Raw genomic sequence first — 22,998 nt, 5'->3', positions numbered from 1 at the left:
CCGGCATTTTTTCAGAGCCGCCCTTCGCAAGAGGGGCGGCTTTTTGTTATGCCGCGAGGCTGCGATAGATCGCTTCCGTTTCGTTGATCATCCGCTCGAGACTGTAGTCGCGGCTGCGTGCATGGGCGGCGGCGGCGTGGCGGGCGAGGCACTCGGGCTCGCTGAGGCGCAACATGGCGTTGGCAAGGTGTTTCGGGTCGTCGGCATTTTCGACCAGCATGCCGTTCTCGCCATCCTTCAAGACGGTGGAAGCGCCGCCGACATCCGACAGGATCAAGGGTTTTCCGGCTGCGGCCGCCTCGAGCATGGCATAGGACATTGCTTCGTAGCGGCTCGGCACGACGAGCGCATCGATCGATGCCATGGCCTGCACGCCGGTGAGGCCTGCGGTAAGGTGGATGCGGGCCGCGTGGCTGCTGGCCTCGATCTGCAGGCGAAGCCGGCCCTGCATCTCGCCGGTGCCTATCATCAGGAGGTGCGCGTGCGGCATGCGACCGGCCAGAAGGTCGAAGGCTGCGACGAGGCGTTCAGGCGCCTTCTGATGGCTGAGGCGGCCGACGAAGCCGAAGAGCAGGGCATCGCGCGGAATGGCGAGCGTATCGCGCACAGCCGCGCGGGAGCCCGAAGGTGGCGTGTCAACGCCATTGACGACGATTGCAAGCCTGTTGCGCGCCATGCCGAGGGTGCGGGCATGCGCATATTCATCCGCCGAGACGCAGATCAGCCGGTCGGTGAAGGCGCGGGCGAGCAGCTTTTCGATCGAACCGTAGATGGTGCGCCCGACGGCGCCGAGGCCTGGATCCATGGTGCGGAAGGCGTGCGGCGTGTAGACCCGGGGCACATGGCGGCCGGGAAGACGGATGCGGGCAAGCGCCCCCGCCTTGGAACTGTGGCCGTGGATGATATCGAGGGGGCCGGCGCGGCGCATGGCCTGGCGAAGCGCCCACCAGGAGGCAAAGTCCGAAAGGCCGGGCCTGCGCGCCATGGCGACGGTGTGTACGCCGGCAAGGCCCAGCGAGGTGAGTTCTTCCACGAAACGCGCATCCGCCCGCACCGGCGAATAGACGGCATGCACGATGTGGCCGTGCGCCTGCATGCCCCGGCACAGATCGATGAAATGGCGGCCGGAGCCGCCACCGCTCGGCTCCAGCACCTCCATGAGACGCAACTGGCGCGGGCTGCGGTTTGCCGGGCTGTTCATGGTGCGCGGGCGTCCGCTGCAATCTTGCGGTTGTGGCGCCGTTCCAGGGCAAGGCATCCCCACAGCACCCCGAGCAGCAGGTAGAAGTGACGCCAGTGGTCCGTGTCGATGACGATGCCGATCACGCTGTGGCCGAGGAGAGTGATGAAGGAGATCATCAGGAAGGGTTGCCAGGGCCGGTCGCGCAGGAGGGCCTTGAAAGCGGCCGAAAGCGTCCAGCCGATCAGCACGATATAACAGGCAAAGCCGAGCCAGCCGTAGGTGGTCAGGGATTTCAGGTAGATATTGTGCTCGTCTTCGGGAAACATCGTGCTGAACACCATGGGGCCGATGCCGAGCGGCCTTTCCATGGCCATCAGGAAGCCGATGCGGTGACGGTCGAAACGTCCAAGATGGCCACTGTCATATTCCTGTACGAGCTGCGTGCGGCTGGAGAAGAGATCGGCCACCTTGTCGAACTGCAGCGCGACGATCAGAGCGAGGATCATGAGGCCGGCCGCCGACAGGCTGAGGATGAGGATCTTCAGCCGGAACGTACCGGTCCGCTCCTTGAGCAGCATGATGAAGACGAGCGCCACGACACAGAAGAGATAGAGCCCCCAGGCCGCGCGCGAGAAGGAGAGAAAGACGCCGAGCGCCAGGATCAGAACACCGATCACCTTCAGCGGCGCGGCGAGAATGCGGCCGGAAAGCAGGCCGTGCATGAGGTAGAGCGAAGGGGCGATGAGGAAGGGGCCGAAGACGTTCGGGTCCTGGAAGGCGCCCTTGGCGCGGTCATAGAGCGTGAAGGCTTCCGCGCCTGGAAAGGCGTGGAAGTAGCCGAGGATACCGAGCAGCGAGGTGATCAGCGCACTGGCCACCCATGCCTTGAAGATGAGTTCGAGCCGCGCTGCCCTTGCCTCGACGATTGCCGCGAAGAAGACGGCGGAGAGCGCCAGGAACAGCGAGACGGCGACATACATCGGCCCGCCGGCAAGTTCCTTCATGACCGTCAGCGAGAGCATGCCGCCGACATTGAACAGCACGAGCAACACCAGAAGCGGTGCGACGCCGCGCGAGATGCGCAGGCCGACGATCGCCCACAGGCCGATCAGGCCCGCCATGAACAGCTCGTAGGGCGCCGGCTCGCTGATGACGAACCCCGACAGGAACACGCCCACCGCCACCAGCATGGAGCCGATAATGCCGAGGGCCGCCAGTTGCGGCCGGAAGGGTGCTGTGTAGGGGAGGGCCGCGTCGCTCAATAGGCATTTTCCGTATTGAGCAGCCGGAGCGGTGTGAGGAACAGGATCTTGAGGTCCAGCCAGAGCGACCAGTTCTCGATATAGTAGAGGTCGAACTCCGTGCGGAAGCGGATCTTGTCGTCATGGTCGATCTCGCCGCGCCAGCCGTTGATCTGCGCCCAGCCGGTGACGCCCGGCTTCACGCGGTGGCGGGCGAAGTAACCGTCGACGACATCGACATATTTGCGGTCGTGCGACTGGGCCTCGATGGCGTGCGGGCGCGGGCCGACGAGGGAAAGCTCCCCCTTCAGCACGTTGAAGATCTGCGGCAGTTCGTCGATCGAGGATTTGCGCAGGAAGCGGCCGACGCGGGTCACGCGCGGGTCGCCCTTCGTGACCGCGGCGCGCGCCGTCGGGTCGGAAAGGTGGGTGTACATCGAGCGGAACTTGTAGACCTGGATGATCTCGTTGTTGAAGCCGTGACGCTTCTGCTTGAAGAGGACAGGGCCGGGCGAGGACAGCTTCACGGCAATTGCCGCGCCGATGAACACCGGCCAGAGCAGGAGGAGCGCGACGACGCTGAAGAAGATGTCGAAGATGCGCTTGGCGACATTGTCCCAGTCGGCGATCGGCTTGTCGAAGATGTCGAGCATTGGCAGGCTGCCGACCTGCGAATAGCTGCGCGGACGGAAGCGCAGGCCCTTGGCATGGGCGGCAAGGCGGATATCGACGGGTAGCACCCAGAGCTTCTTGAGAAGCGTCAGGATGCGCGTTTCGGCCGACAGCGGCAGCGAGATGATCAGCATGTCGATCCGCGCGAGGCGGGCGAATTCGACGAGTTCGGCGACATTGCCGAGCTTGGGGTAGCCGGCGATGATCGAGGGCGAGCGGCGCTCGTCACGGTCGTCGAAGATGCCGCAGATGCGGATGTCGTTTTCCGGCTGGTGCTCGAGCGTGCGGATGAGTTCCTTGGCGGGCTCGCCGCCGCCGACGATGACGGCGCGGCGCTCCATGGTGCCGTTGCGGGCCCAGCGGCGGATCGCATAGGCGATCACTTGGCGTTCAATGACGAGATAGACGGCGCCGGTTGCAAACCAGGAGGCGAACCAGACGCGGGAATAGTGATCGCCCGATTTGAAGAAGAACAGCACGAGCGCCATGGCGGCGAAGGTCGTGGCCCAGGCGGCGAGGATGCGCGGCGTCATGCGCAGCGGTGAGCGGAGCGCGGGAACCTGATAGGCATCGGCAAGCTGGAGCAACAGCACGCCGATCGCCGCACCGCCGACGAGCACGAGTACATAGAGTGCGGTCATGCCCATGCCGACATAGATCGAATGGACCAGATAGCCGATGGCCAGAAGCGCCGCAAACTCGCCAAGGCGAAGCAGGCCGGTGATCATGGCCGGCGAATAGGTGTCCTGACGGAACTGTTGCGCGATCTTCTGGGCGAGCGGATTGAGTTCGACGATCGCGTCTTCCGCATCGTCTCCGGAGGCATTCGCCCGGATTTCCGAGACTTTGCGCCTCAGAGCTTCAGGATCGAAGGATGCGGGTTTGTCGACATGGTTCATGATACGCACCTGTGGAGGCTTTCTCCCGGCATAGCATCAAGCCCCTAAGAAACGTTTACGTTGTAGCGGGCGCGGGCCTCGTAAGGCGTCCCGTTTCACGCCGCTTCAGCGGACGAGGAGATCGCGATACAGGTCAAGCAGCGCGCCTGACATGGCGGAGGCGGAGAATGCCTCCTTGAAGGCATCGGGCTGTGGCATGACCGTGCGCAGCCAGGCCGGATCGCTCACCGCCTGCGCCATCGCGGCGGCGAGCGACTGCGCGTCGCCCGGTTCCGTCAGCGCGATGCTGTCGTGTCCGAGGATTTCCGGAATGCCGCCGACGCGGCTGGCGATGACCGGTTTGCGCGCGGCAAGGGCCTCGAGCACGATGTAGGGCATCGCCTCGGCGCGGGAGGGGACGACGACATTGCGGGTGAGCGCGAAGGCATCGCGCGCCCTCATGGAGGGCATGAGGCCGATGCGACGGCCGAGGCCGAGCTGGAGCATCATCTGCTCGTATTTTTCCTTGTCCGGCCCGTCGCCGACCATCAGGGCCGAAAGCGGCCGGCCGACGAGGCGCTCGGTGCGGGCGAAGGCGTCGATGAAGACATCCGGCCCCTTCAGGTCGCGCAGCATGCCGATATAGAGAAAGTCGACCGCATCCTCGCGCGGATAGACCATCTCGAAGTCGCGGTCGTGTATGCCGTTGTAGATTCGCTCCGCCCTGACGCGCGGCCGGCCGACACGGGCGGCATAGGCCTCCTTCTCGTAGTCGCAGACAAAGGTGAGCGCGTCGCCGAGCGGTTCGAGAAGCCGCTCGGCCGTCAGGATCGTCAGTCCTGCCGCCGTGCGGTTGGTGTAGTGGAGACTGCCGCCATGCGGCGAATAGAGGCGGGCTACGCGATACCTGTTGACCCGCAGGGCTGAGCCGATGAGCCGGGCAATGGCGCCACCCTTGGCGCCGTGCCCGTGCAGGACATCCGGCCGCAAACCTTTTATTTCACGATAACTTTCCCGAAAGGCGACGAGGTCGCTCGGGCTGATCGACCGGCTGATCGGCAGGCGCACGAGGCCGAGCGGAAGATAGGGGCGGATCTCGTCGAAAAGCGAATCCTCGAACGAGCCGCCGGTGAGGCTGTCGCAGATGATGCCGACGTCATGGCCCGCCTTGACGTGGAATTCCGCAAGATCGCGCACATGGCGGAAGATGCCGCCGATGGGGGACCGGAAACAATGAATGATGCGCAGCCGCCCATCGTCATCCATGGTTCTCAGAACAGCCGTTCACGGACATAGATAGTGTCGCCGGCCAGGATCGGATCGGAGATGGAGACGCGTCCGGTGATGACCCTGCCATTGATCTTGCGGGTTACATCGACGTCACGCTGGTTGGCGCGCGGCGAGAAGCCGCCGGCAACGGCGATGGCGTTCTGGATCGTCATGCCGGCGACATAGCTGTACTGTCCGGCCTGCCCGACTTCGCCCATGATGTAGATGGAGCGGTAACGATCGATCTCGATGGAGACATCGGGATCGCGCAGGTAGCCCTGGCGCAGTTTGGTCGCGATGGTCTTCTCGAGTTCCTGGATTGTCTGGCCGCGCGCCGGCACCGCGCCGATGAGCGGGAAGGCGACATAGCCGGCCTGATCGATCGTGTAGGTGTTGCTGAGGCCGGCCTGTTCGAAGACGGTCACGCGCAAGCGGTCGCCGCTGTCCAGCCGGTAAGGCTGGATGGTGGCCTCGTGAAAAGCCTTGGGAGCGGGGCGATAGCCGCTGCAGCCCGAAACGGCCGGCGCGATGAGCGCCAGCGCGAGCAGCATGCCCTTGTTGATCGATGCGAAACCCATTCGCGGTTCCAATCCCAAATCTGAAGTCTGGGCCCGTTATCAATCCGTTAGGGTTAACGACTGGTAAAAACTGCGCACCTTGGCGAAAAAATTCTCGAAATGAGGGTGAATTATATTTTTGCTACTTATGGTGGTTAACTGTTGCGTTACCATGTTTGTTTACCGTGCGCGGAAATCGTTGTGTTTGGAGTGCGGATATGTCGGGCGTTCACGAGAGACAGCAGGATGTCGACATCGACCTTGGCGGTCTGTTCGGCGCGATCTGGCGTAACCGCATGCGCGTCCTACTGGCGACCGTCGCCTGCGCGGGTGTCGCTTTCGTCGGCGCCAACCTGATCGCGCCCAAATACAAGGGGGAGGCGCGTCTTCTGATCGAAACGCGCGAGCCGGCCTTCACGACGGGGCAGGACCGCGCGCAGGGCGGCGAACGGCCTGCCTTCGACGAGCTCGGGATCGCCAGCCAGGTGCAGCTCCTGCAGTCCTCCGACCTTATCAAGCAGGTCGCGCGCAACATGAAGCTCTACGAACTGGACGAGTTCGATACGACGGCGAAACCTTCGGCCGTCTCCGACCTCCTCGTTTTGCTCGGCATAAAGAAGAACCCGCTCGATCTTCCGCCGGAAGAGCGGGTGCTGAAGGAGTTCACCTCGAAGCTGGTCGTCTATCAGGTGGAGCGCTCGCGCGTTATCGGCATCGAGTTCTCCTCGAAAGATCCGCGCCTTGCCGCCGAAATCCCCAACGAGATGGCCAAGGTCTATCTGTCCCTCCAGAGCGGCGCCAAGCTCGATACCAATTCCGAGGCGACGCGCTGGCTGGAGCCGGAAATCGCCAATTTGCGCGAAAAGGTGCGCGAGGCGGAGCAGAAGGTCGCCGAATACCGCTCGCAATCCGGCCTGTTGCCGACGGGCGAGAATTCCAATTTCGCCGTGCAGCAGCTGAACGATATTTCGGCGGAGGTCGCCCGCGTTCGCGGCGAGCGCGCCAATGCCGAGGCGCGTGCTGAAAGTGTGCGCGCGATGCTGAAGTCCGGCGGCGCGCCCGATACGCTGACCGATGTCGTCGGCTCGCAGATGATCCAGCGGCTGAAGGAGAGCGAGGCGCAGATCCAGGGCCAGATCTCCGACCTCTCCACGTCCATGCTCGAGGGGCATCCGCGGCTGAAGGGCCTGCGCGCGCAGCTCGCCGGCGTCCGCGTACAGATCAAGGCGGAAACCCAGAAGATTCTTTCCAGCCTCGAAAACGAGGCCAAGACGGCGGGATTGCGCGAATCGCAACTCGTGCAGCAGCTCAATGTGTTGAAGGCGAACGCCGCCCGCGCCGGTGAGGAAGAGGTGGACCTGAAGGCCCTCGAGCGCGAGGCGACGGCCCAGCGCCAGCTTCTCGAAACCTATCTCGCGCGCTACCGCGAAGCGACGACCCGCACCGACAGCAGCTCCACCCCGGCCGATGCCCGCGTCATCTCCGCCGCCGTCGAGCCGACGGAGGTTTCCTTCCCGAAGGTCGTGCCGATCACCGTCGTCGGCGGCATTGCCGGCTTTGCGCTCAGCGCCATCGCCATCCTCTTGGCCGAACTCTTCAGCGGCCGTGCCCTGAAGCCGGTGGGGGCCGCCGCGGTCGCGCCCTATCGCCGCGAGGAGAACGAGGCAGAACTGGTCCCCGTCGCAACGCTGCGCGACCCTGTCATCCCGAAGGATAGCGCGACCCGCCCCGACTATGGCGCCATCCGGGATATCCATGCGCCGGCACGATCCCTGCTGTCGGACATCGGTCCGGTGGAGGAAGACGAGGACGAGGCGCAGGAAGCCCCCGTTGCTGAAGCCGGCCCGGCAGATGACGGCGACTTTTCGGTTGCCGCGGTCGCCAGGCATCTGATCGAGAACAACATTTCCGTCACGGTGTCCGTCTCGCCCTCCGGCGATCGCGGCTCGACCGCAACCGTCATGCTTGCCCGCCACATTGCGGAAGAACACCGCAAGACGCTGATCATCGACCTGACGGGCTCGGCCTGCCCAACGCGCCTGATGGCGCAATCCGTCCATCTGCCCGGCATCACCGACCTTCTGGTCGGGGACGCTGCCTTCGGCGATATCATTCACGGCGACCGGCTCTCCGGCGCGCATATCATTCCGCGCGGCAATGCCAACATCAAGCGCGCCATGCGCGGCATCGACCGGCTGGCGATGGTGATCGATTCGCTGTCAGACGCCTATGATACGGTGATTGTCGAATGCGGTCCGGCGGAAGTGGAAGGCGTGCGACGCCTGACGCGGGGCCAGGAAACCGACATCATCCTCTCCATTCCCGGCGCGCAGGAAGACGAGATCGTCGAACTGATCGGCGCGTTCGGCGAGGCCGGCTACAACGAGATCGTCCTGATGACGGGTGAGGGGGCAGAACCGCCCCGCCATCCGGGGCGTCGGGCGGCCTAGTCGGCCTCCACGCTGCGGTCCGGTTCGGCCTTACCGAAGCGGATGCGTCGCACCACGGCATATATCTGCGGGTTCTGCTTGATGAAGCGCTTGGCGACGGTTTTCGCCCGGTGCGTGACCGCCGCTGCCCGGCCGGCCATCGTTACCGGAAGGAGCAGGTCGTGCTGCACCGTTTCGATCCTGCACCAGGAGCGTTTGTAGGGCTGGTCGCCGATGCCGAAATCGAAGAGGCGGGCGCCGTCGCCGCACAGCCGCTCGATCGCCAGATGGAAAAGGAACTCGCCGGGGCTGGCATCGGCTGCGATGCTGTCGTCGATCGACCCGAACTGGCAGATCACATGGTCGCCCTTGCGCGACAGGCCGGTGATCGCCGCGACATGCCCCTCATGTTCGCCCCTGAGCCGCAGGGCGTGAAGACGAAGTGGATAGTCTTCGTCCGCTGCCGGCATTGTGACGAGTCTGCGGAAGAAGCTGCGGGTCTGTTCGTCGTGGAAGACATCCGGCAGGCCCATCGCCTCGAAACGCGCGGCCTTCTGGCGGAAAAACCGCTCCAGCAGGTCAAGCGATTGCTCGCCCTCCTGCGCCACCACATGCTCATAGCCGCCGAGCGTGGAGAGCCGCCGCTCGGAACTGCGATACCTTTTGCGCCGGCGTCTGGCGTTGAGTTGCTCCAGCGTCTGCTCGAAATCCGCGAAGAGTTCGAGCTGGAAGGCGGCGTTCTGGTTCACCGTGGAAGGCAGGCCGGCAAAGGGGCTCGCCATGCCGCGCCAGTCCAATGGTACTTTTTCAAGCACGAGAAGATCGAAAAAGCCGGCAAGCTGCCTGCGGGCCTGCCGCAGTGCCCGATGCAGCAGTTGCGGCGCGGAAGGCGCGCGGAATTCGTTGGTGTAGAGCCCGGTATTGATATTGCTGAAGTCGCTGGCGATGAACCGAGCGATGCGCACCGGCCCATGGCGCAGGATTTCGAGCGGCAGGATGAACCGGGTGCGCCCGTCGCAAACGCCCTCAATGATCAGCAGCGTGCAGCCATGCGTCTCGATCCAGGCCCGGCACCAGTCGTAGCTCTGGTGCAGCGACAGGTGGTTGTCGGCCTCGATCAGCCGCCACTGTGTCTCCAGCGGTTCGATGCGATCATGCAGGCGAAGGGTGAGCGGCAGGGCGGCGGGCATGCGAAGGCCGTCTTCGGCGCTTGCCGAAGCGGGATCCGCCAGCTCGCGCCCGGGCTCCTTCGTCTGCAGTCCCATCGCTCCGACCTCAATGTCTCTGGCCAGCGGCTGCACCGCCACGGCACAAGTATAGGCGCGAGGCTTGCGAAAATGGTTTAAACCTTCCACCAGCCTGCTTCCTCGGTCGAGGAAATCGGCAGGCGCGGTTAGCAATTCCATAATGACGCCGACGATCGAGGTCGCGGCTTACTTGTCGCGCGATTTGCCCGGTTTTTCCATCCACTTGATGATGAGCATGGCCGGCAGGATCCAGAGCATGCCGGTGACGGTGAAATAGAGCAGATGGATATACCACGGCGATTGTCCGAGCGTGGCGGTGGCGACGGTCGTCGCGACCAGCGCATAGACGAGCACGAGGATGATGATCAGTACCGTGCCGATCAGTTTTCTGAGGCGAGGGGGCATTTTCGGTCTTTCATTTCATGGCGCGTCAGGGCCGCGACGGCATGCCGCAAAGGTTCGGGCCTTGTTTTGCACGGGCCGGTCAGGCAAATCAACGCTGGAGCAGTCAAGGCAAAAGCGCGCGCGCGGTTTTGCCGCCAAAATTGCGAAGAATTAGCAGAATGGCGGCCTGGCCGCCGTGCTGACAGGAGCCGATAGAATGAGCGCCACGACCGTGACCGCATACCGCAGCCTGAACGAAACGGACAGGATCGACCGCAATCGCCGGCAGGTTCGCCGCTGGCTTGGCTTCGTGCTGTTCACGCTGTTCGTGCTGGTGCTGGTCGGGGGGGCGACGCGCCTTACCGGCTCGGGCCTCTCCATCACCGAATGGAAGCCGATCCACGGCGTTATCCCGCCGGTCACCGCTGCCGAATGGCAGGAGGAGTTCGCGCTCTACCAGCGCATTCCGCAATACGAGCAGATCAACAAGGACATGACCGTCGAGGAGTTCAAGACGATCTTCTGGTGGGAATGGGCGCACCGGCTGATCGCGCGCTCCATCGGCTTCGTCTTTGCCGTGCCGCTCGCCTTTTTCTGGCTGACCGGCCGCATCGAGAAGAAGATGCGCTGGCCGCTTGTCGGCCTTCTGGCGCTCGGCGGCTTTCAGGGATTCATCGGCTGGTGGATGGTGACGTCGGGGCTTGCCGAACGTGTTTCGGTGAGCCAGTACCGGCTGGCGGCGCATCTTACCATCGCCTGTCTGATCTTCGCCTGGACGGCGTGGCTGATGCGGGCGCTCGCACCGCATAGCGAGGATGCCGCGCCGACCGTGTCCTCGAAGCGTCTGGCCGGCATCATCGCCTGCATGGCCATCTTCCAGATCTATCTCGGGGCGCTCGTCGCCGGCCTCCATGCGGGCCTCAGCTACAATACCTGGCCGTTGATGGACGGGGCGGTGGTGCCCGGCGGGCTCTTCCTGCAGCAGCCGTGGTGGATCAATCTGTTCGAGAATCCCAAGACCGTCCAGTTCGTGCACCGCATCGGCGCCTATGTGCTCTTCGCGCTCGCGCTGGTTCACATGGTCTCGTCGCTGCGCGCCGCACCGGAAACGACGCATGCCCGCCGTTCCCTCGTGCTGTTCGGCCTCGTCTGCGTGCAGGCCGCGATCGGCATCCTGACGCTGGTCTGGCAGGTCCCGATCGGCTGGGCGCTCGCCCATCAGGGCGGCGCGCTGATCGTTCTTGGCTTCGCCATCGCCCACTGGCGCGGCTTCTATGGAGAAATGGAGCGGTAGGAGGGGATGGAAGGGCTGTGAATCAGCCCTTCAGCATCAGATCCATGTTCTGCACCGCCGCACCCGAGGCGCCCTTGCCGAGATTGTCGAGCAGGGCGACGAGATTGACATGCGGCGCGCCGGCGGTGCCGAAGACATAGAGCTTCATGCGGTCCGTATCGGCCAGTTCCACGGCGTTGACCCGGGCGAGCGCGGCGCTTTCCTTCAGGTCAACCACCTCGACGATGTCCTGGCCGGCATAGTGATCGGCCAGCGCCGCATGGATCGAGCCCAGCGAGGCATGGTCGTTGAGGTCGGCGAGATAGAGCGGTACCTGTACGATCATGCCCTGCGCGAATTTTCCGACCGAAGGCGAGAAGAGCGGCGCGCGCGACAGCATGCCGTGCACCTGCATTTCCGGCACATGCTTGTGCTTCAGCGGCATGCCATAGAGGAAGTGCGGCGCATCGATGTGCTCGGGGTGGCCCGCATCTTCCATCTGCGCGATCATCTGCTTGCCGCCGCCCGTATAGCCGGAGACGGCGTTGACGGTGATCGGGTAGTCTTCCGGCAGAAGGCCGGCGAGCCGCAGCGGGCGGACGAGGCCGATGGCGCCGGTCGGATAGCAGCCGGGATTGGCGACATAGCGGGCCTCGGCGATCTTCTTCGGCTGCTCCCGGTCCATTTCGGCAAAGCCATAGGCCCAGTCCGGGTGGACGCGGTGCGCCGTCGAGGTGTCGATGATGCGCACCTGGTTGTTGCCGGAAACCATGGCGACCGCTTCCCTTGCCGCATCGTCCGGCAGGCAGAGGATGGCGACGTCGGCGCTGTTCAGGAGGTCTTCGCGCAGCGCGGCGTTGCGGCGCTCGGCTTCCGGAATGGAGAGCAGCTCGACATCGTTGCGGTCGGTCATGCGCGTGCGGATCTGCAGACCCGTCGTGCCGTGTTCGCCATCGATGAAGATCTTCGGTTTCATCTGCAATCCAATCCTGTCAAAGCCCTGTATGCGGCCGATATAGCCCCTTGCCTTGTCGCATTCAATGCCGCTTCAGCGGCGCTCTGCCAGCCATTCGGCGCGGTGGCCGAGCATGTACATGGCAATGGTCGAACCGGCGATGGCGGTGATGTCCGCATGGTCATAGGCTGGCGCGACCTCCACGACATCGGAGCCCACGACATTCAGCGCACCGAGCTTGCGCATGACGGAAAGGATTTTTGCGCTCGAGGGTCCGCCGGAGACCGGCGTCCCGGTGCCCGGGGCGAATGCCGGGTCGAGGCAGTCGATGTCGAAGGTCAGATAGGTGGCCCGGTCGCCGACATGGCGGATGATCGTTTCGGCAATCGCGCCGGCGCTCATGTCCTCGACGTCATAGCCGTAGAGAATGCGGATGCCGCAATCGTCCGGCGCAATCGTCCGGATGCCGATCTGGATCGAGGTCGCGGGATCGATCAGTCCCTCGCGCACGGCAGTGCCGACGAAGGAGCCGTGATCGATGCGGCCCTTCTCATCCGCCCAGGTATCCTGATGCGCATCGAACTGGACGAGGGAGAGGGGGCCGTGCTTTTCCGCATGGGCGCGCAGCAGCGGCAGCGTGATGAAATGGTCGCCCCCGAGCGTCAGCAGGTAGGCGCCGGACTTGAGGATCTTCCTGGCCTCGCGCTCGATCGTTGCCGGTGTCTTCTGGTGGTTGCCGTAGTCGAGCAGGCAGTCACCATAGTCGATGACGGCCATGTCCTCGAAGAGATCGCGCTCGAAGGGATATTGCGGGTCGTTGTCCATGATCGCGGAGGCGCGGCGGATCGCCTGCGGCCCGAAGCGCGTGCCGGGACGGTTGGAGGTGGCTGCATCGAAGGGAATACCCCATACCGCCACGTCGACATCTTTCAGCACCTTCGTATAGCGCCGGCGCATGAAGGAGAGGATGCCCGCATGGGTCGGATCCGAAGCGGCGCTTTTCAGCGCCCTTGCGGTGATGGCGTGGTCGATCGTCTTGTTGGCCATGAAAACTCCTCCGAAGTCTGGCGGGACGTTCGCCAATCGCGGCCTTCAAGGCAAGCGGATTTTTTCGGCGATCCTGCGCCGGCGCGGACGACCAGCCCCTGCGCTCCTTCGTTGGATTTGGCTGGTCCGGAAAACGAAAAGGCCGGGGCGAACCCCGGCCTTTCCTGAAGAACAAGTCTTCCGAGCGATTAACGCTTGGAGAACTGGAACGAACGACGTGCCTTTGCACGGCCGTACTTCTTGCGCTCGACGACGCGCGAGTCGCGGGTCAGGAAGCCGCCCTTCTTGAGGACCGGACGCAGGCCCGGCTCGAAGTAGGTCAGTGCCTTGGAGATGCCGTGACGAACGGCACCGGCCTGGCCGGAAAGACCGCCGCCGGCGACGGTGGCGACGATGTCGAACTGGCCGTCACGGGCAGCTGCGACGATCGGCTGCTGCAGGATCATCTGCAGGACCGGACGGGCGAAATAGGCTTCGAACGACTTGCCGTTGATGGTGATCTTGCCGGAGCCCGGCTTGACCCACACGCGGGCGACGGCGTCCTTGCGCTTGCCGGTTGCGTAGGAACGGCCCTGGGCGTCAACCTTCTTGACGTGAACCGGGGCGGAAGCGGCCGGAGCTGCAGCGGCAACGCCGAGGTCCTTGAGCGAGGAGAGGTCGGCCATTATCAGGCGCTCCTTGTGTTCTTGCTGTTCAGCTTGGCGACGTCGAGGGTGACGGGCTGCTGGGCTTCGTGCGGGTGGTCGGAACCGGCGTAGACGCGCAGGTTCTTCATCTGGCGACGGCCGAGCGGGCCGCGCGGAACCATGCGTTCGACAGCCTTCTCAAGGACGCGCTCCGGGAAGCGGCCTTCGATGATCTGGCGAGCCGTGCGCTCCTTGATGCCGCCCGGGTAACCGGTGTGCCAGTAGTACTTCTTGTCGGAGTACTTCTTGCCGGTGAACACGACCTTGTCAGCGTTGATAACGATGATGTTGTCACCGTCGTCGACGTGGGGCGTGAAGGTGGCCTTGTGCTTGCCGCGCAGGCGGTTGGCAATGAGGGTAGCGAGGCGACCGACAACGAGGCCTTCGGCGTCGATGAGGATCCACTGCTTCTCTACCTCGGCGGGCTTCTGTACGAAGGTTGCCATGGGAGGTCTCTCTCTTTTCAGGTCCCATAACCTTGCGGCCATGGGCGTTTCTTGTTGCTTGGTTTGGCGCCTTGCGGATGCCAAAGGCGACCGTGGCCAGCGAGGGCCTCGATCTGGAGCGGCTTATAAGCGAGCGCCGATTTGACGTCAAGGGACGCAATCCGGGCGCGACTAATGATATGTCAATAAAAACAGCGTGTTAGCTTTGTGGTGTTTGGATACCACAAATTATCGCGGCGGAATCGAATAGGTCGCGGTCGCGTGCGCCACCAGATTGTCTGCGGCCTCGTCGAAAATCGATGCGTCCATGATCGCCAGCCGCTTGCCCAGTTTGAGAAGCCGGCATGTGCAGGAGAGGGGGCCGGGTTCCGGCTTGCGCAGGAAGTTGATGTTGAGGCTGGTGGTGACGGCAAGCGCCACGGGCCCGATATGGGCGAGCACCGTGCACCAGGCGCTCACATCGGCCAGCGCGAAGAGGGTCGGGCCGGAAATCGTCCCGCCGGGGCGCAGATGCCGCTCGTTGGGCACGAGGCGCATGATCACCGAACCGGGGACGACCTCCATCACCTCGAAGATCTTTCCATCCGTGTGCAATTGCGGAAAGTCGGTTTCGAGGAAGCGGTTCAGCGCTTCCCGGTCCATGATCGGCGTCAGTTCCATGGCGTGCATCTCCTGTCGCCTGCTTTACAGACCGATTTGAAGGCGGCGGCAAGCCCTCTCAAAGTCTATGCTGACGCGCTTGAAACGATCCTCCGTGAGGGGTACGACCACGGGAAGGCAAACGAAGGAGACAGTCATGGCGGATGTGGTGTCGTTCAGGAAAGAGGAAGCTGGCGGCCTCGTGCGGGTCGAGCGTTTTGAACCCATCCTGCGGATCACGCTCAACAATCCGCCGGCCAACGTCCTGTCCATAGCCGTCATGGAGGCCCTTGGCGAAGCGCTCGATGCCGCGGCCGCCGACGAGGCTATCCGCGTTGTCGTGCTGGCCTCAACGGGCAAGGTGTTCTCCGCCGGCCATGACCTCAAGGAAATGACCGCGCATCGCGACGATGGCGATGGCGGGCGCGGATTCTTCGAGAGGACCATACGCATGGCGGCGGATATCATGCTGAAGATCGCCGCGCTGCCGCAGCCCGTGGTCGCCGAGATCGACGGGCTTGCCACGGCCGCCGGCTGCCAGCTCGTCGCCAGTTGCGATCTTGCCATCTGCACCGACACGTCCACCTTCTGCACGCCGGGGGTCAATATCGGGCTGTTCTGCTCGACGCCGATGGTCGCCGTCAGCCGCGCGGCGCACCCCAAGCAGGCAATGGAAATGCTGCTGACCGGCGAGACCATCGACGCCTCGACCGCTAAGGATTTCGGCCTCGTCAACCGCATCGTGCCGCAGCAGTACCTGCGCCAGGTCGTCGACAAATACGCCGCCGTCATCGCGGCGAAATCGCCTCAGGCGCTGCGCATCGGCAAGGTCGCCTTCCGCGCCCAGGCCGGGCTGCCGCTGGCCGAGGCTTACGATGTCGCGGTCGCGACGATGACGGAGAACATGCTTGTCGACGACGCCAGGGAAGGTATCGGCGCGTTCCTCGGCAAGCGCATGCCGGAATGGGACCGCAAGTAACAGTTACGCCAGTTTCAGCACCAGCACGCCCGCCGCGATGACCGCGCCGGCGATGTATCGCCAGATGCTCGCCGTCTCCTTGAGAATGAAGACGGAGATGAAAAGGGCGAAGAGGATGGCGGATTCGCGCAGGGCCGCAACGGTTGCGACCGGTGCCTTGGTCATGGCCCAGAGCGCAAGGCCGTAGGAAGAGATCGAGCCGACGCCGCCGAAAAGGCCGCGCGCCCAGTTCTTGCGCACATGGGTCCAGACCGTGGTCGAACCGCGCCGCCAGACCGCCCAGCCGAACAGCAGGAAGGGCGGCAGCAGCGACATCCAGAGCGTATAGGAAACGGCATTGCCCGAGACGCGAGCGCCGGCCGCGTCCACGAAGGTGTAGCTGGCGATGACGACGGCGTTGGCGAGCGCGTAAAGGATGGCCCGCCGTCCGCCGTGGCGTGCTTCGAAGGCGAGCGTCAGCACGCCGGCGCAGATGACCAGCACCCCGACCGTGGCGGCAGGCGTCAGGTGTTCGCCAAGGACAAAGCCGCTCGTCATGGCAACGAGAAGCGGCGCGGCGCCGCGCATCAGCGGATAGACGACGCCGATATCGCCTGTCCGGTAGGCGGCGGCGACAAGCTGGAAATAGGCGAACTGAAGGACGGCGGACATCAGGATGAAGGGCCATGCCTCGGGATGCGGCATCGGGACCAGCGGCAGGCAGAAGAGGCCGACCAGGCCGCCGCCGAGCGACACCATCGAGGCGTCGAGCGACTTGTCCGTGCCGGATTTGACGAGGGCGTTCCAGGTCGCATGCAGCGCCGCGCCGAACAGCACGAGAAGGAGAACGTCTAACGGCAATCGGGAACCTCGGAAGGGGCGGCTTGGGAAGGGGAGCGGCCTCTTCATCCGCCCAAAACCGGCGATTTGCAATCAGGATTTCAGCATTTCCTACGCCGTTTGCGGCCGAAACCGCATAAGTTGATCCGGATTGACACAATCGGCCCGCGCGCGGGCCTTTCGGGCCGGTCGTCTTCTTTAAGGTTTCGCGCTAGGCTGCGTGACTGGAAGACCAGTGAGAGACGGTCGCGAACGCCCGAGGAGGCAGCGATGAACCACGATCACTATGCCGACGACTATATCCGCCACATCCTGAAATCCGTGCATACGATCGCCGTGGTCGGCGCATCGCCGAACGACACGCGGCCGAGCCATGGCGTGATGGGCTTCCTGCTCGGCAAGGGATATCGCGTCATCCCGGTCAATCCTGGCCATGCCGGAAAGACTATTCTCGGCCAGACCGTGTATGCGCGCCTAGCCGATATTCCCGAGCCGATCGACATGGTCGACGTCTTTCGCGCGGCGAACCAGTTGCAGTCGGTGGTCGACGAGGTGCTGACACTTTGGCCGCTACCGTCGGCGCTCTGGGGGCAATTCACGGTGCGCGACGATGCGGCCGCGGCCCGCGCGGAGGCTGCCGGTATCCAGGTCGTCATGGATCGCTGCCCCGTCACGGAATATCCGGTGCTGATGCTCAAGGCATCCTGACGGCGCGCGGGTTGACTTCACGCTGCGTTACCCCAATTCTCCGGGCAGAAACGGGACAGCGCCATGAACCACGATTCCTATCCGGATTATTACCTCGCCGATATCCTTCGTTCGACGAAGGTGATCGCGCTTGTGGGCGCGTCCCCCAATCCCGAGCGCCCGAGCTACCGCGTCATGGCCTTCCTGCTGCGCAAGGGCTACCGCGTCATTCCGGTCAATCCCGGACAGGCCGGCAAGGAGATCCTCGGCCAGCCGGTCGTCGCCCGCCTTGCCGATATCGTCGAGCCGGTCGACATGATCGATGTCTTCCGCGCCGCCGATGCGCTGCCGTCCGTCGTGGAAGAGGCGCTTGCGCTTTCTCCGCTGCCCAAGGCGATCTGGGGGCAGCTTTCCGTGCGCCATGATGCGGCTGCCGCCGTGGCGGAAGCAGCGGGTGTCAAAGTTGTCATGGATCGCTGCCCGGCCATCGAATATCCGCGCCTCGTCGCCTGAGATTTTCTGCGGGCAAAGCGCTTTGCCGAACCCGCGCCTTTGTGGAAAATCTTTCTTTGACCGGCCTCTAACTCTCTGAAATAGTCCCCAAAACTTTTGCCAGGGAGGCCATTTCATGACCAAGAACAAGCCCGGATTTTCCACGCTCGCCGTTCATGCCGGCGCACAGCCGGACCCGACGACGGGTGCACGCGCAACGCCGATCTACCAGACCACGAGCTTCGTCTTCAACGATACGGATCATGCCGCCTCGCTCTTCGGCCTGCAGGCTTTCGGCAATATCTATACCCGAATCATGAACCCGACGCAGGCCGTGCTGGAAGAGCGCGTCGCCGCGCTTGAAGGCGGCACCGCGGCGCTCGCCGTCGCCTCGGGCCATTCCGCCCAGCTCCTCGTCTTCCACACGATCATGCGCCCGGGCGACAACTTCATCGCCGCACGCCGGCTCTACGGCGGTTCGATCAACCAGTTCGGCCATGCCTTCAAGAGCTTCGACTGGCAGGTCCGCTGGGCTGACACCGACGATGTTTCGAGCTTCGAAAGCCAGATCGACGACAAGACCAAGGCGATCTTCATCGAGAGCCTTGCCAATCCGGGCGGCACCTTCGTCGATATTGCCGGCATTGCCGAGATCGCTCATCGCCACGGCCTGCCGCTCATCGTCGACAACACGATGGCGACCCCCTATCTCCTGCGCCCGCTGGAACATGGCGCCGACATCGTCGTGCATTCGCTGACCAAGTTCATGGGCGGCCACGGCAATTCCATGGGCGGCGTCATCGTCGATGGCGGCACTTTCGACTGGTCCGCCTCCGGCAAGTACCCGGCGCTCTCCGAGCCGCGCCCGGAATATGCCGGCGTGGTGCTGCATGCCACTTTCGGCAATTTCGCCTTCGCGATTGCCTGCCGCGTCCTCGGCCTTCGCGATTTCGGCCCCGCCATTTCGCCGTTCAATGCCTTCCAGCTTCTCACCGGCATCGAGACGCTGCCGCTGCGCATGCAGCGCCATTGCGACAACGCGCTTGCCGTCGCCAAGTGGCTGAAGGGCCACGACAAGGTTTCCTGGGTCACCTATGCCGGCCTCGAGGACGATCCGAACCATGGCCTCCAGCAGCGCTACTCGTCGAAGGGCGCAGGCGCCGTCTTCACCTTCGGCCTCAAGGGCGGCTATGAATCCGGCAAGCGCTTTGTCGAAGGGCTGGAAATGCTCTCGCACCTCGCCAATATCGGCGATACGCGCTCGCTCGTCATCCATCCGGCCTCCACCACCCACCGCCAGCTCACCGAAGAGCAGCAGGTGGCTGCGGGCGCCGGCCCCGATGTCGTGCGCCTGTCGATCGGCATCGAGGACGTTGCCGACATCATCGCCGATATCGAGCAGGCGCTCGCCAAGGCCTGAGTCCAAACGGGCGGCCCTCGCGGCCGCCCTTTCTCATTTTATCGGGCGGACAAGACCATGAACAAGGCGCAACCCTTCGACATTTCCGGCATCGAACCGGAAGAGGGCCGGCCGGCGGCGGATCGGCTGATCTCCGGTGATCCGGTCTTCACCAGCTGGAATATCGAGGAGGCGGAAGGCGGCATCTATTCCGGCATCTGGCAATCGACGCCCGGCAAGTGGCGCATCCAGTACGACGAGTGGGAATATTTCCACATTCTCGAAGGTCGCTCGACCGTCACCTCGGATGACGGCGAGGTCTTCCACCTCAAGGCGGGCGACCGCCTGATCCTCAGACCCGGCTTCAAGGGAACCTGGGAAGTCGTTGAAACGACTCGCAAGGACTACGTCATCCGGCTTTAGGGCAGGCAAAGGCACGTCGCGGCTTTCGCGACGTGCTCCGATCACCAGGTCAGTTCCAGCGCCTCCAGGCCGTGGAAGTGATAGACGTCCTTGACCACCGGCGGCTTCGCGATCTTCAGCCCCGGCAGGCGCTGGAAGAGGATCGGGAGCGCGATATTCAGCTCCAGCCGGGCAAGCGGCGCGCCGATGCAGAAATGGATACCGGCCCCGAAGGAAAGGTTCGCGCCCTCGTCGCGAGCAGGCTGGAAGGCCTGCGGGTCGGTAAACTTTTGCGGATCGAGATTGGCGGCGGCGAGGATCATCGCCACCTTGTCGCCGCGGCGGAACGGGATGCCGTCCAGTTCGACGTCCTCGAGCGCATAGCGCTGGAAGATGTGAACGGGCGCGGAAATGCGCAGGCATTCCTCGACCGTGCGTTCCGTCGCCTTCGCGTCGGCGAAGAGGGCGGACGGGTCCGCGCCGGCCTCCAGGATGGTGCGCACGGCATTGCCGATCTGGTGCACCGTCGCCTCGTGGCCGGCATTGAGCAGCACGATGGTCGTCGAGATCAGCTCGTCCTCGGTGAGCAGCTGGCCCTTATGCTCCGTATGCACCATGTGCGAAAGCAGGTCGTCGCGCGGCTCCGCGCGGCGCTCGGCGATCACGCCGCGCACATAGTCGGCGAATTCCTGCGCCGCCCTGTCGGCCGCAAGCTCATCCTCGCGGGTGCGACCGAACATGTACATGCGCACATAGGCATGCGACCATTTCAGGAGCTGCGGCCCCATCTCGTCCGGAATGCCGATCATGCGGGCGATCATGGTCACCGGCAGGATGTCGGCGAAGGCGGAAAGCAGCTCGACGCGCCCGTCCTTCTCGAAACGGTCGATCGCCTGATGGCAGAGTGCGGTGATTTCCGGCGTCAGCCGGTCGATAACGCGCGAAACGAAGGCGCGGTTGACGAGCGTTCGCAGCCGGGTGTGCTCCGGCGGCTCCAGTTCCAGCAGCGACCAGGCCTCCGCAGCATCGAAATGCCGGACATGGTCCTGCGGCTCGGGCAGGCCGAGTTCCTCGCGCGTCGCCACATGCAGGATCTGCCGGCCGAAGCGACGGTCGCGCAGGAGGCCATTCACATGGTCGTAGCCCGTGAAATACCATTGCTTCTGCTCTTCCCACCAGAAGGTGGGACAATGCGCATGCAGCGCCGCATAGACCGGATTGGGGTCGCGGTAGAAATCGGGATTGCGGCCATCGAGGCTGACGCGGCGGCTGGCGGGGTCGATGGAAAGGAAGGGAAATGGTGTCGTGGTCATGGCAATGACCTAGCGGATTTCGCCGCGCCATGAAAGCGCGGCGATCAGCATTCAACAGCCACATCACTTTCCGACCGCAACACCCTCGCGGCGCGGGTCGGCGGCGCCCTTCAGGCCTTCCGTTGAAAGCTCGATGGCGTGCAGGCCGGAATTCATGTCGCCGACCTTCACCTCGTAGCCCAGCGCCTTCAGCGGCTCGGCGAGTTTTTCAGCCTCTGTGCCGGCCTCGAGGTCATAGGTGCCGAAGCGGTTGATGAGATGCGGCATGGCGACGATCTCTCCGACGTCCATGCCCCAGTCGATATAGGCGATCAGCGCCTGTGCGACATAGCCGATGATCTGGCTGCCGCCGGGCGAACCTATGGCGAGGAGCGGCTTGCCGTCCTTCAGGACGATGGTCGGCGACATGGAGGAGCGGGGGCGTTTTCCCGGCTCCACGCGATTGGCGACGGGAAGCCCCTCGTCATGCGTATTGAAGGAGAAGTCGGTAAGCTCGTTGTTAAGCAGGAAGCCGCCCGTCATCAACCGCGAGCCGAAACCGTTCTCGATGGTCGTCGTCATGGAGACGACATTGCCCTGCTTGTCGACGATGACGAAATGGCTGGTGGAAGGCAGCTCGATCGCCGCATCCCGGCCGAAATTGAAGGCATGGTCCCATTCCGGCTTGCCGGCCACAACAGCGTCGTCGCCAAGCGCCTTATCGCCGTCGAGCAGCTTCGCCCGCTCGCCGAGATAGGTCTTGTCGATGAGGCCCTTGATCGGGGCGGGCACGAAATCGGTGTCGGCGAGATAGCGTCCGCGGTCGGCAAAGGCGAGACGCTGGGCGTCGCCGATCAGCCGCCAGCTTTCCGGGTTGTCCTTGCCGAGCGCCTTGAGGTCGAAATTCTCCAGCATGCCCAGCATCTGGCCGATCGCGACCGCGCCGGAGGAGGGCGGTCCCATGCCGCAGATGTCGAGCGCCCGATAGTCGATACAGACTGGCTGGCGCACCTTCACCCGGTAGTTGGCAAGGTCGGCGAGCGAGAGCACGCCGGCTTTCTTGCCGGCCATGCGCACCGTATCGACCATCGCCTCGGCAATCGCGCCGCCGTAGAAAGCTGTCGCACCGCCCTTGGCGATGGCCGAGAGCGTTTCGGCATAGGCGGGGTTCTTCAGCACGGTGCCGGCCTTCAGGGGAGCCCCGTCCGCGCCGAAGAAATAGGCGGTCGTCGCCTCGAAGGCTTTGAGATCGTCGCCTTCCGCCGCGATCAGGCTAGCAAGGCGCGGCGAGACGGCAAAGCCGTCGCGGGCAAGTTTTTCCGCCGGCGCAAAGAGGTCCTTCCAGGGCGTCCGGCCCCAGCGGTTGTGAGCCTCCTGTAGCAGCATGACGGTGCCGGGCGTGCCGACCGAGCGGCCGCCGACGACCGCGTCGAAGAACGCCATCGGCTCGCCCTTGTCGTCCAGGAAGAGTTTCGGCGTTGCCTCCATCGGCGCCGTCTCGCGGCCGTCGAGCGTGACGATACGTTTGGCCTCCGCGTCATGGTAGACGAGGAAGGCGCCGCCGCCGAGGCCGGAGGATTGCGGCTCGACGAGGCCGAGCACGGTCTGGACGGCGACCATTGCATCGATTGCGCTGCCGCCAGCGGCAAGGACCTGTTCTCCGGCCGCCGCCGCCAGCGGATGGGCCGCGGCCACCATGTGGTCCTTCGCTGCCACGACTTTCGCTGTCGCAAGGCCGGTCGCCCGTTCGGGAGACACTGTGTCGGACGCCTGCTGGGCAAGCGCGCCCGTCGCTGATAGAAGAAGGAGCCCGAGGGCTGCGATCGATCGTGTCGTCATGGCGGTCTCCGTCCGACGAAAAGGGCGACAGGCGCCCGCGAATGCAGGGCGGAGCGGATGGCCGGGTTCATCCTTCCTTCACCCTGTCGGCGGTTGGGTTGTGGAAATCCTGTTTCCGCCTCGCGCCGATTAACCGCATTCTGGCATAGAGCGCGGCAAAACGCTTGGCCGTCTTGAAGTCCG

The 22,998-nt window shown here is 64.1% G+C and carries 22 protein-coding genes; 7 read left to right on the top strand and 15 right to left on the bottom strand.

The features are described from left to right. Positions 1-46 precede the first annotated feature (46 nt). The 5 genes from WA950_RS16640 to WA950_RS16620 all read right to left on the bottom strand — a co-directional run bounded on the left by WA950_RS16640 (position 47) and on the right by WA950_RS16620 (position 5,821). Entirely contained in the window at positions 47-1,201 is a 1,155-nt protein-coding gene (locus WA950_RS16640) for a glycosyltransferase (protein WP_424552831.1), read from the bottom strand. Next, the gene (locus WA950_RS16635; protein ID WP_424552830.1) at positions 1,198-2,445 is read right to left on the bottom strand and encodes an O-antigen ligase family protein; all 1,248 of its coding nucleotides are present in this window, start codon (positions 2,443-2,445) and stop codon (positions 1,198-1,200) included. Before WA950_RS16635 ends, WA950_RS16640 begins: the two co-directional genes overlap by 4 nt. Beyond that, a complete protein-coding gene (locus WA950_RS16630) occupies positions 2,442-3,995 on the bottom strand; it encodes an undecaprenyl-phosphate glucose phosphotransferase (protein WP_424552829.1) in 1,554 nt (517 codons plus the stop codon). The genes WA950_RS16635 and WA950_RS16630 overlap by 4 nt, the downstream gene beginning before the upstream one ends. Positions 3,996-4,100: 105 nt before the next feature. Then, a complete protein-coding gene (locus tag WA950_RS16625; RefSeq protein WP_424552828.1) occupies positions 4,101-5,240 on the bottom strand; it encodes a glycosyltransferase family 4 protein in 1,140 nt (379 codons plus the stop codon). Between the two features lie 5 nt (positions 5,241-5,245). Beyond that, a complete protein-coding gene (locus WA950_RS16620; protein WP_424552827.1) occupies positions 5,246-5,821 on the bottom strand; it encodes a polysaccharide biosynthesis/export family protein in 576 nt (191 codons plus the stop codon). Between the two features lie 197 nt (positions 5,822-6,018). Here WA950_RS16620 and WA950_RS16615 point away from each other — a divergent pair, with 197 nt between their 5' ends. Continuing rightward, the gene (locus WA950_RS16615; protein WP_424552826.1) at positions 6,019-8,250 is read left to right on the top strand and encodes a GumC family protein; all 2,232 of its coding nucleotides are present in this window, start codon (positions 6,019-6,021) and stop codon (positions 8,248-8,250) included. Here WA950_RS16615 and WA950_RS16610 read toward each other — a convergent pair. Together WA950_RS16610 and WA950_RS16605 are read right to left on the bottom strand one after the other, a co-directional pair. After that, complete coding sequence (locus WA950_RS16610) at positions 8,247-9,494, bottom strand: GNAT family N-acetyltransferase (RefSeq protein ID WP_424552825.1); 1,248 nt, start codon at positions 9,492-9,494, stop codon at positions 8,247-8,249. The two genes, WA950_RS16615 and WA950_RS16610, sit on opposite strands and share 4 nt — an antisense overlap. Before the next feature lie 168 nt (positions 9,495-9,662). Continuing rightward, a complete protein-coding gene (locus WA950_RS16605; protein ID WP_424552824.1) occupies positions 9,663-9,881 on the bottom strand; it encodes a DUF2842 domain-containing protein in 219 nt (72 codons plus the stop codon). Between the two features lie 196 nt (positions 9,882-10,077). Here WA950_RS16605 and WA950_RS16600 point away from each other — a divergent pair, with 196 nt between their 5' ends. Next, positions 10,078-11,154, top strand: a complete 1,077-nt coding sequence (locus WA950_RS16600; protein WP_424552823.1) for a COX15/CtaA family protein — start codon at positions 10,078-10,080, stop codon at positions 11,152-11,154. A 22-nt stretch (positions 11,155-11,176) separates the two neighbouring features. Here the strand turns inward: WA950_RS16600 and argC are convergent, their stop codons facing one another. The 5 genes from argC to WA950_RS16575 form a co-directional block, all read right to left on the bottom strand. Then, positions 11,177-12,109: an N-acetyl-gamma-glutamyl-phosphate reductase gene (gene argC, locus WA950_RS16595; protein ID WP_424552822.1), complete on the bottom strand. Its 933-nt coding sequence runs from the start codon at positions 12,107-12,109 to the stop codon at positions 11,177-11,179. A gap of 72 nt (positions 12,110-12,181) precedes the next feature. Next, entirely contained in the window at positions 12,182-13,135 is a 954-nt protein-coding gene (gene speB, locus WA950_RS16590; protein ID WP_424552821.1) for an agmatinase, read from the bottom strand. Between the two features lie 188 nt (positions 13,136-13,323). Further along, positions 13,324-13,800: a 30S ribosomal protein S9 gene (gene rpsI / locus WA950_RS16585; RefSeq protein WP_424552820.1), complete on the bottom strand. Its 477-nt coding sequence runs from the start codon at positions 13,798-13,800 to the stop codon at positions 13,324-13,326. 2 nt (positions 13,801-13,802) lie between these two features. Beyond that, positions 13,803-14,267 carry a 50S ribosomal protein L13 gene (gene rplM, locus WA950_RS16580; protein WP_424552819.1) on the bottom strand — a complete coding sequence of 155 codons (465 nt, stop codon included), beginning with the start codon at positions 14,265-14,267 and terminating at the stop codon, positions 13,803-13,805. A 228-nt stretch (positions 14,268-14,495) separates the two neighbouring features. Then, positions 14,496-14,927 (bottom strand): PaaI family thioesterase, encoded by a 432-nt coding sequence (locus WA950_RS16575; protein WP_424552818.1) that lies wholly within the window; start codon positions 14,925-14,927, stop codon positions 14,496-14,498. A gap of 136 nt (positions 14,928-15,063) precedes the next feature. On the opposite strand from WA950_RS16575, the gene WA950_RS16570 reads away from it, so the two are divergent. After that, positions 15,064-15,885, top strand: coding sequence for an enoyl-CoA hydratase (locus WA950_RS16570; RefSeq protein WP_424552817.1), 822 nt, complete (start codon positions 15,064-15,066; stop codon positions 15,883-15,885). A 3-nt stretch (positions 15,886-15,888) separates the two neighbouring features. On the opposite strand, the gene WA950_RS16565 is transcribed toward WA950_RS16570, so the two are convergent. Beyond that, complete coding sequence (locus WA950_RS16565) at positions 15,889-16,725, bottom strand: EamA family transporter (protein WP_424552816.1); 837 nt, start codon at positions 16,723-16,725, stop codon at positions 15,889-15,891. 249 nt (positions 16,726-16,974) lie between these two features. On the opposite strand from WA950_RS16565, the gene WA950_RS16560 reads away from it, so the two are divergent. The 4 genes from WA950_RS16560 (at position 16,975) to WA950_RS16545 (ending at position 19,705) form a co-directional block, all read left to right on the top strand. Then, a complete protein-coding gene (locus tag WA950_RS16560; RefSeq protein ID WP_424552815.1) occupies positions 16,975-17,412 on the top strand; it encodes a CoA-binding protein in 438 nt (145 codons plus the stop codon). Between the two features lie 63 nt (positions 17,413-17,475). Further along, positions 17,476-17,904 carry a CoA-binding protein gene (locus WA950_RS16555; protein ID WP_424552814.1) on the top strand — a complete coding sequence of 143 codons (429 nt, stop codon included), beginning with the start codon at positions 17,476-17,478 and terminating at the stop codon, positions 17,902-17,904. A gap of 115 nt (positions 17,905-18,019) precedes the next feature. Continuing rightward, positions 18,020-19,303 carry an O-acetylhomoserine aminocarboxypropyltransferase gene (locus WA950_RS16550; protein WP_424552813.1) on the top strand — a complete coding sequence of 428 codons (1,284 nt, stop codon included), beginning with the start codon at positions 18,020-18,022 and terminating at the stop codon, positions 19,301-19,303. 57 nt (positions 19,304-19,360) lie between these two features. Next, a complete protein-coding gene (locus WA950_RS16545) occupies positions 19,361-19,705 on the top strand; it encodes a cupin domain-containing protein (protein WP_424552812.1) in 345 nt (114 codons plus the stop codon). Between the two features lie 41 nt (positions 19,706-19,746). On the opposite strand, the gene WA950_RS16540 is transcribed toward WA950_RS16545, so the two are convergent. Next, positions 19,747-20,997, bottom strand: coding sequence for a cytochrome P450 (locus WA950_RS16540; RefSeq protein WP_424552811.1), 1,251 nt, complete (start codon positions 20,995-20,997; stop codon positions 19,747-19,749). 63 nt (positions 20,998-21,060) lie between these two features. Next, positions 21,061-22,815 (bottom strand): gamma-glutamyltransferase, encoded by a 1,755-nt coding sequence (gene ggt, locus WA950_RS16535; protein WP_424552810.1) that lies wholly within the window; start codon positions 22,813-22,815, stop codon positions 21,061-21,063. Between the last annotated feature and the right edge of the window lie 183 nt (positions 22,816-22,998).

Source organism: Shinella sp., from assembly GCF_049651085.1.
GTDB lineage: Bacteria > Pseudomonadota > Alphaproteobacteria > Rhizobiales > Rhizobiaceae > Shinella.
This window is presented reverse-complemented; position numbering and strand designations above follow the sequence as displayed.

Coding starts and splice junctions, on each gene's coding strand:
- rplM (WP_424552819.1), bottom strand. CDS start 14,267: ATGGCAACCTTCGTACAGAAGCCCGCCGAGGTAGAGAAGCAGTGGATC.
- rpsI (WP_424552820.1), bottom strand. CDS start 13,800: ATGGCCGACCTCTCCTCGCTCAAGGACCTCGGCGTTGCCGCTGCAGCT.
- WA950_RS16540 (WP_424552811.1), bottom strand. CDS start 20,997: ATGACCACGACACCATTTCCCTTCCTTTCCATCGACCCCGCCAGCCGC.
- WA950_RS16555 (WP_424552814.1), top strand. CDS start 17,476: ATGAACCACGATTCCTATCCGGATTATTACCTCGCCGATATCCTTCGT.
- WA950_RS16570 (WP_424552817.1), top strand. CDS start 15,064: ATGGCGGATGTGGTGTCGTTCAGGAAAGAGGAAGCTGGCGGCCTCGTG.
- WA950_RS16640 (WP_424552831.1), bottom strand. CDS start 1,201: ATGAACAGCCCGGCAAACCGCAGCCCGCGCCAGTTGCGTCTCATGGAG.
- WA950_RS16600 (WP_424552823.1), top strand. CDS start 10,078: ATGAGCGCCACGACCGTGACCGCATACCGCAGCCTGAACGAAACGGAC.
- WA950_RS16620 (WP_424552827.1), bottom strand. CDS start 5,821: ATGGGTTTCGCATCGATCAACAAGGGCATGCTGCTCGCGCTGGCGCTC.
- WA950_RS16625 (WP_424552828.1), bottom strand. CDS start 5,240: ATGGATGACGATGGGCGGCTGCGCATCATTCATTGTTTCCGGTCCCCC.
- WA950_RS16615 (WP_424552826.1), top strand. CDS start 6,019: ATGTCGGGCGTTCACGAGAGACAGCAGGATGTCGACATCGACCTTGGC.
- WA950_RS16610 (WP_424552825.1), bottom strand. CDS start 9,494: ATGGGACTGCAGACGAAGGAGCCCGGGCGCGAGCTGGCGGATCCCGCT.
- WA950_RS16605 (WP_424552824.1), bottom strand. CDS start 9,881: ATGCCCCCTCGCCTCAGAAAACTGATCGGCACGGTACTGATCATCATC.
- WA950_RS16630 (WP_424552829.1), bottom strand. CDS start 3,995: ATGAACCATGTCGACAAACCCGCATCCTTCGATCCTGAAGCTCTGAGG.
- ggt (WP_424552810.1), bottom strand. CDS start 22,815: ATGACGACACGATCGATCGCAGCCCTCGGGCTCCTTCTTCTATCAGCG.
- WA950_RS16575 (WP_424552818.1), bottom strand. CDS start 14,927: ATGGAACTGACGCCGATCATGGACCGGGAAGCGCTGAACCGCTTCCTC.
- argC (WP_424552822.1), bottom strand. CDS start 12,109: ATGAAACCGAAGATCTTCATCGATGGCGAACACGGCACGACGGGTCTG.
- WA950_RS16545 (WP_424552812.1), top strand. CDS start 19,361: ATGAACAAGGCGCAACCCTTCGACATTTCCGGCATCGAACCGGAAGAG.
- speB (WP_424552821.1), bottom strand. CDS start 13,135: ATGGCCAACAAGACGATCGACCACGCCATCACCGCAAGGGCGCTGAAA.
- WA950_RS16560 (WP_424552815.1), top strand. CDS start 16,975: ATGAACCACGATCACTATGCCGACGACTATATCCGCCACATCCTGAAA.
- WA950_RS16550 (WP_424552813.1), top strand. CDS start 18,020: ATGACCAAGAACAAGCCCGGATTTTCCACGCTCGCCGTTCATGCCGGC.